We start from the raw sequence: 6007 nt of genomic DNA on the forward strand, positions 1-6007 counted from the left end.
TTTCGACTATTTTTCCCTGCTTAACTGCATCCATTAGAAAGAAGTGGATTTGCGAGCTCCTGTAGTACTCTGCAATATGCTTCTTCTCCTGTTTCAGTTCCGTGTAAGTAACCTCTAAGGTGGTACCATCGTCTGTTACCAACTGGTAGGGACGAGCGAGGAGATTAGCTGCACGATAGTATCGTAGACCTGTTTGCTGGTAGTCTTTCACCCTAACCGGGCAGAAGTGAATTGTAAGATTAAGGCCCTTCTCCTCAGCCCTTCGAATGACGTCTAATGCAGTCTCCTTACTGCCCATAGCACTCCTGTAATCCTTCCGCATCTTATACCCACGGAGCAGAAGCGAGGAACTGTTCGTCTCTGTAAACTCAAGCTCGTTTAGATTCATAAATGCTGCTTCGTACTTTTCAGCTGTCTCGGCTAGCTCGAACAATCTCTCAGAATTCCCCGGGAGAGCGGGATATTCGAGTCCTATCAGAAGCTTATCCTTGTACTCGGAGGCTATCCTAAGTTTTTCCTCTAAAATGTCTCGAGGCGCATGTATCCTCAACTCGTCGAGTCCAGAGTCGACCAGCTTCTCAACCGAGCGGTTTGTGAGTGGAACCGCACTAGTATACAGGTGTATGTGAAACTTCTCCCCAAAAGTGTCCTTTAAGCTCCGGATAATCCTTGAGGCCGTTTCAACCTTAACGAGTGGCTCGCCGCCCGTTAAGCTTGCGCCCCTTGAAGCGGATCTCAACACTTCCAATACAGCTGTTCTGTCCAAGTTTGACTCATCCACCTGAACCTCGTTTACAAAGGTCACATCACGGTTTTTTCTAAAAGTGCTTAGAGGACAATAAAAACAGCTGAGAGGACACAAACCAGTGAGAAAAATGATGGTTTTAAGCCCCTCCTGACACAGTTTGCAGCCAGGGGGTAGTCTACCGTAGACTATACTGCCCGTGGGAAGACTACGTGTATTCATTAATCTTTGACCTGCTCTAGTAGAGAGGTTACCTGCCAGATCTTGGTGCGTGCAAACAGAGGCATATTGGGGTCTGTAGATACCTCGTCTAGCTTTGAGATGACTGTAGCTGCTCTCAGGCCGGTAGACATCTTGTTATCCATCAGTATCTCGATAGCCTCCGTGGCGACGCGGCGAATATTCCTGGGCACCCCCCGGTCATCAGCAATTTGCTTTAAAATCTCTATGGCAGTTCTAACCTGAGGAGCCATCTCCTGGGCCATACCCTAACACCATTTTGAAGCTAAAAGCTGGGCCAGATATAATGTTTATGTAGCCCTTAGATTAAGTTCTTCTTATGAGTGAACACATTCACGTGGACAAGGTTACACAGGATCTATATGTTCTACGCGTGGACGACACCCGTGTCAACTACTTTGAAGCCTTATGGGAGATACCTGAAAGAATATCCTATAACGCATATCTCCTTACACGCGGAAACCACGTGGTGCTTTTCGACGGCTGGAAGGCCAGATACTCCGACGAGTTTATCGAGACTATCAAGGGAGTTGTTGATCCTAGAGACATAACAGAGGTCATAGTCCACCATATGGAGCCCGACCACAGCGGAAGCATTTCAAAGCTAGCCAGTGTCAATTCAAAAGCCACCTTCTACGGTCATCCACTCGCGGGTAAAATGCTTGCTAGCTTCTACAAGGTGACGCGATTCAAGCCCCTCAGTGATGGCGCGGTTCTGGATGTTGGCACTCCTCTACGCTTCATACACACGCCATGGCTCCACTGGCCAGAAACAGCTATGAGTTATCTTGAGGAGGAGGAGGTTCTGCTCACTTGTGATGCTTTCGGAAGCTATGGCCTAATGCCCCTATACGACGACTCTATAGATGGCAAACTCTTGGAGAAGGAGATAAGAAGGTACTTTGTAACGGTGATAGGACGCTACACCGCTTTTGTCCCCAAAGCCATATCGAAGCTGAATACTCTTGGGGTGAGACCTAAGATTATAGCTCCGGGACACGGAACAATCATCCGAAGTCACATAGACCGAGTTATATCTATTTACAGTGAGATAGCAGAGGGCAAGTACAAGGACAAGGCCACGATAGTTTACGTCTCGATGTATGGGAATGTGGAAAACGTAATCACCGGGGTCAAGGAAAATCTCGAGAAACACGGCCTACAAGTCGAAGCTTACGGCTTCACCGATGAGAAACGGGCTAACATCTCCGACGTCCTAGAGAGCCTCACTGACTCCAAGATTGCTGTGATAGGCGGCGCTACCTACGAGGCGGACGTTCAGCCTCTCATGAAATGGATAGTAGACGTTATAGTAGAGAAACTCTCCTATAGGAAGAACTTGAAGTTCCTCATACTATCTCCATACGCATGGAGCGGTGTGGCTGGTAAAAAACTCGCCGAGATCCTTAAAAGTGCTGGGTTCACGATTGTTGAAACGGTGGAATGGGAGGGTGCAGCCGGTGCAGAACTATTCGAAAGGCTACAGAATATTATTGGGCGATTAGCTATATAATATCGTTTAATTGTTTCTCCTGGAGGTCTGTTCATGGAGAGTTTGCGGGCAAGCCTCTTGGGCGTTGTTGAAAAGATTAGAAACTCCGTACTTCTCGACACAAGGGATGTAGACGCTATTATACGTGATCTTCAACGTGTATTGTTAAAGGCCGATGTAGACGTTAAGCTGGTCTTTGACCTATCCGAGAGGATTAAAAAGAGGTTCTTCTCACAGGAGATCCCCTCGGGGTTCTCTAAGAGGGATGTTTTAATAAAAATCCTCTACGAAGAACTTGTAACCTTACTTGGAGGGGAAAACACTACACCCTACGTTGTGCCTAAAACTCCATACACAATCATGCTTGTCGGAATCGAGGGTTCAGGAAAGACTACAACGGCAGCTAAGCTTGCCAAGTATTTCAAGGAGCAAGGTTACAGGGTAGGCTTGATCGCAGCTGACACGTACAGGCCAGGAGCCCATGACCAGTTAAAACAGCTTGCCGAAAAAATAGGCGTTTATTTCTATGGGAACCCGCACTCGAAGAACCCCCTCGCGATAGTCGAGGAAGGAGTTAAGGAGTTGACCTCGAAGAATGTTCAGATCCTCATAATCGACACGGCTGGCAGGCATAAAGACGAAGAAGCCCTAATGAGGGAAGTTGTTGAAATCCATGAGTCATTAAAACCCGACGATGTCATGTTGATTATCGATGCTACTCTTGGGAAGGAGGTCTCGCGTCAGGCTGCAGCCTTTCACGAGCGTATCCCTCTTGGACACGTCATTATTACAAAACTGGACGGCTCTGCCCGTGGTGGTGGAGCTCTTTCAGCCGTAGCGGCAACGGGTGCGAGGATAGCCTTTATTGGAACAGGTGAGAAGCTTGAAGATCTCGAACCGTTTGTGCCCCAGAAGTTTGTTGCACGTCTCCTAGGAATGCCTGACCTGGAGGCCCTAATCAAGAGGTTTCAGGCTGTTGAAGCTGTGGAGAGGGAGAGGGCAAAACTAATAGCCTCAGGAAAAATTACTCTATTAGATCTTAAAGAACAACTTTTAGAGGTCAGGAAGCTTGGCCCTCTATCGAAAGTTTTAGAGATGTTAGGAGGTTCATCATTACCCTTAAAGGGGTCGATCGAGGGTAGTGAGGAAGAATTCGATAAGTGGATAGCGATCATGAATTCTATGACGCAAGAAGAGCTCTTGAAGCCCGAGATAATAGATAGGTCCCGTATGATGCGAATCGCTAGAGGGTCTGGGACAAGCGTTAGGGATGTCAGGAAGCTTCTTGACTCGTATCACCAGATGAGGAAGCTAGTCAGACAGCTCTACCGCTCTAGAAGACGTATCCCTGGGTTGAACCTTTGAAACGCAGGTTTATAGTAGTAATGGGTTCACAAGACCTCTCATCACGAAGACCACTTCTTGCAAGGATAATCTCATCGTCTTTTTATCTCTCTCACGGTATAAGACGCGATGTAACCCTCGAGTTCTACTTGTGGGACGCGAAGCGGAGAATTGTGTTTCAAGGGGGTAGCCTCAAACATGTACACGTGGACGAGGCTTCCCTTATTGGAATCATAAGAAAAATCGAGGCCAGGATCCCCGTAGCTTCAAGGAAAATAAAAATTCATGACGGTATAACTCTCGAAGGCAGTGTAGAGTTTGGCGACGAGCCTGGCTTTATTATTGATGAGCATGGAACCCCGCTGGAACTGGTAATATCAAAAATTACGGGAAGCCCTGTCTTTATTATACCGCTGCATAATACGCTTCCTAACGATGTAAGAGAAAACCAGAGGGTTAAAGTTACTTCTAAGCCTAAACAACCAGATGTAGTGATAGCAATACTAAATATGAAGCTTGATCGCTTATACCCGTAGAACACCCGATATTCAATGCCAGGGTCAAAACATTGATTAAAAGTCTCAGAGTCTTCCTTTCCGTGAAGTCTAAGAATATAAGTAATAAAGCTTCTTAAGAAAATATCCAAAAGAGCGAGTGCGGTCTCATTTCCATGCCTTAGGATAAGTGCCAGGATCCATAACTACATGCTTTACATCGATCGCAATCCCACTCTTCGCAGACATCATCTGTTCAGTCGTCATTCTACTTCTGCCAACAGCTACAAGCTCGTTTTTCAATGTAAGAATAGCTACCTCGTCTCCTACACGTATATTATTCTCGAGTTTAACTATTCCAGGCACGGCTAATGGAGCTCCATGACAGACAGCATCAACAGCTGTATCACGAATCCAGACCTTCGGCAAGTTTTGTATCGATTCCTCTACGGGTAGAAAGACTCGTCTCAAGTATTCTTCTATGCCGTGAGACTTCCATATTAAGTATGAGTCCACCACGTCATGCAGAGTAGCGAGCCCGCTCTCCTCTGTAAGAGAACCGGATCTTATGCGTCTTAGTTCCTGCATATGTGCACCAACACCTAGAACCTCTCCTATATCATGGCAGAGCTTGCGCATATAAGTTCCAGCTTCGCACCACACATGAAGAAGCACGTTCCGGCCCTGGATTTCAAGAAGTCTTATCCCGAAGATTTTTCTGACCCGTAGATTTCTCTTCACCGCTGATCTAAGCGGCGGTCTCTGATAGATCGACCCGGTAAACATGGATACAGTTCTCTCGACCTTCTCACGGTCAACGTCCCCGTGGAGTCTCATCACACAGATATACTCTTTATCCTCGTGTAACAGAACTGGGAGCACCCTAACAGCGTTGTTAAGCGTTATAGGCAAAATACCTGAGACTTTGGGATCGAGCGTCCCAGCATGTGCAACTCGATCAATCCCGAGGACACGTCTAAGCCATGCAACAATCTCATGGCTGTTTGGACCCACAGGCTTGTCGAGATTTATGACAGAGTATTTGAGAAGAACCTCTACTGGACGCTTGTCAGGCGGAAAACCATAGCTTGGATCCGTCTCAGAGTCAGCCCTGATAAGGACTTCGCGTCGCGGTGACCCTCGTAAATATTTGGGGTGCGGGCTCTGCAAGTCCACCTAGCCTCTGTTTATACAAGAGAGAGTGAGGGTTTAAAAAGGGTTAGCTATGAGAAAACAGGAGCAATCACTGGCTGTACTTTCTCACGCATAAACTCTATCAGTCCAGCCTTCTCAAGAGCCGTGAGAACCTCCTCGTCACTAGCTCCCTTGTTTATGATTATCTTGTTTTGGAGGGGCTCTAGATGCTTCACGTTTACACGTCTTCTCTTAACGCCTGTAATATTCTTTGGACCTGTAACTACTACGAAGTTCTCGTCGATTATGTCCACGACTACGCACTTTCTTCCCGCCTCACGTCCAGCTGTCTTCACGCATATCCTACCGACGTCGAAAACCTTCGGCATATCGATTCCTCACCCCTTCACTAAAACCAAGACTTTAAAAATTTTCGCCTCTACAAGCCAGGCTAGACAACCCACCCCTGAGGTTTACAGAGTAATCATTATTTATCTTCGCTATTTATTGAATAATTATTAGACGTTGGTTTGAGGGTTAATGTGGTAGCTTCCCAAG

General features: G+C 46.7%; 7 protein-coding genes. 3 read left to right on the forward strand and 4 right to left on the reverse strand.

Going from position 1 to position 6007, the window contains the following annotated elements; all coding sequences use genetic code 11:
• Together ACP5KC_RS08340 and ACP5KC_RS08345 are read right to left on the reverse strand one after the other, a co-directional pair.
• Positions 1 to 967: radical SAM protein (locus ACP5KC_RS08340; RefSeq protein WP_428287259.1), on the reverse strand; the 967-nt coding region annotated here is incomplete at its 3' end.
• Positions 967 to 1230: a UPF0147 family protein gene (locus tag ACP5KC_RS08345; RefSeq protein ID WP_052884535.1), complete on the reverse strand. Its 264-nt coding sequence runs from the start codon at positions 1228 to 1230 to the stop codon at positions 967 to 969. The genes ACP5KC_RS08340 and ACP5KC_RS08345, both read right to left, overlap by 1 nt.
• A gap of 74 nt (positions 1231 to 1304) precedes the next feature.
• Between ACP5KC_RS08345 and ACP5KC_RS08350 the strand changes: the two genes are divergently transcribed.
• The 3 genes from ACP5KC_RS08350 to ACP5KC_RS08360 are packed head-to-tail and all read left to right on the forward strand — an operon-like array spanning position 1305 to position 4357.
• Positions 1305 to 2498, forward strand: a complete 1194-nt coding sequence (locus ACP5KC_RS08350; RefSeq protein ID WP_273433723.1) for an FprA family A-type flavoprotein — start codon at positions 1305 to 1307, stop codon at positions 2496 to 2498.
• A 33-nt stretch (positions 2499 to 2531) separates the two neighbouring features.
• Positions 2532 to 3842, forward strand: coding sequence for a signal recognition particle protein Srp54 (locus tag ACP5KC_RS08355; protein WP_273433721.1), 1311 nt, complete (start codon positions 2532 to 2534; stop codon positions 3840 to 3842).
• Entirely contained in the window at positions 3839 to 4357 is a 519-nt protein-coding gene (locus ACP5KC_RS08360) for a hypothetical protein (protein WP_273433718.1), read from the forward strand. The genes ACP5KC_RS08355 and ACP5KC_RS08360 overlap by 4 nt, the downstream gene beginning before the upstream one ends.
• Positions 4358 to 4483: 126 nt before the next feature.
• Here ACP5KC_RS08360 and ACP5KC_RS08365 read toward each other — a convergent pair whose 3' ends face one another.
• Both ACP5KC_RS08365 and ACP5KC_RS08370 read right to left on the reverse strand, forming a co-directional pair.
• Positions 4484 to 5485: an RNA-guided pseudouridylation complex pseudouridine synthase subunit Cbf5 gene (locus ACP5KC_RS08365; RefSeq protein ID WP_424740764.1), complete on the reverse strand. Its 1002-nt coding sequence runs from the start codon at positions 5483 to 5485 to the stop codon at positions 4484 to 4486.
• A 53-nt stretch (positions 5486 to 5538) separates the two neighbouring features.
• Positions 5539 to 5838 carry a 50S ribosomal protein L14e gene (locus tag ACP5KC_RS08370; RefSeq protein ID WP_052884539.1) on the reverse strand — a complete coding sequence of 100 codons (300 nt, stop codon included), beginning with the start codon at positions 5836 to 5838 and terminating at the stop codon, positions 5539 to 5541.
• Positions 5839 to 6007 lie beyond the last annotated feature (169 nt).

Origin of the sequence: Infirmifilum sp., from assembly GCF_049970975.1 — an archaeon.
GTDB classification, from domain to species: domain Archaea; phylum Thermoproteota; class Thermoprotei; order Thermofilales; family Thermofilaceae; genus Thermofilum; species Thermofilum uzonense.

Bases quoted from the DNA above. Each gene is read 5' to 3' on its own strand.
- ACP5KC_RS08345 (WP_052884535.1), bottom strand. From the start codon at position 1,230: ATGGCCCAGGAGATGGCTCCTCAGGTTAGAACTGCCATAGAGATTTTA.
- ACP5KC_RS08350 (WP_273433723.1), top strand. From the start codon at position 1,305: ATGAGTGAACACATTCACGTGGACAAGGTTACACAGGATCTATATGTT.
- ACP5KC_RS08355 (WP_273433721.1), top strand. From the start codon at position 2,532: ATGGAGAGTTTGCGGGCAAGCCTCTTGGGCGTTGTTGAAAAGATTAGA.
- ACP5KC_RS08370 (WP_052884539.1), bottom strand. From the start codon at position 5,838: ATGCCGAAGGTTTTCGACGTCGGTAGGATATGCGTGAAGACAGCTGGA.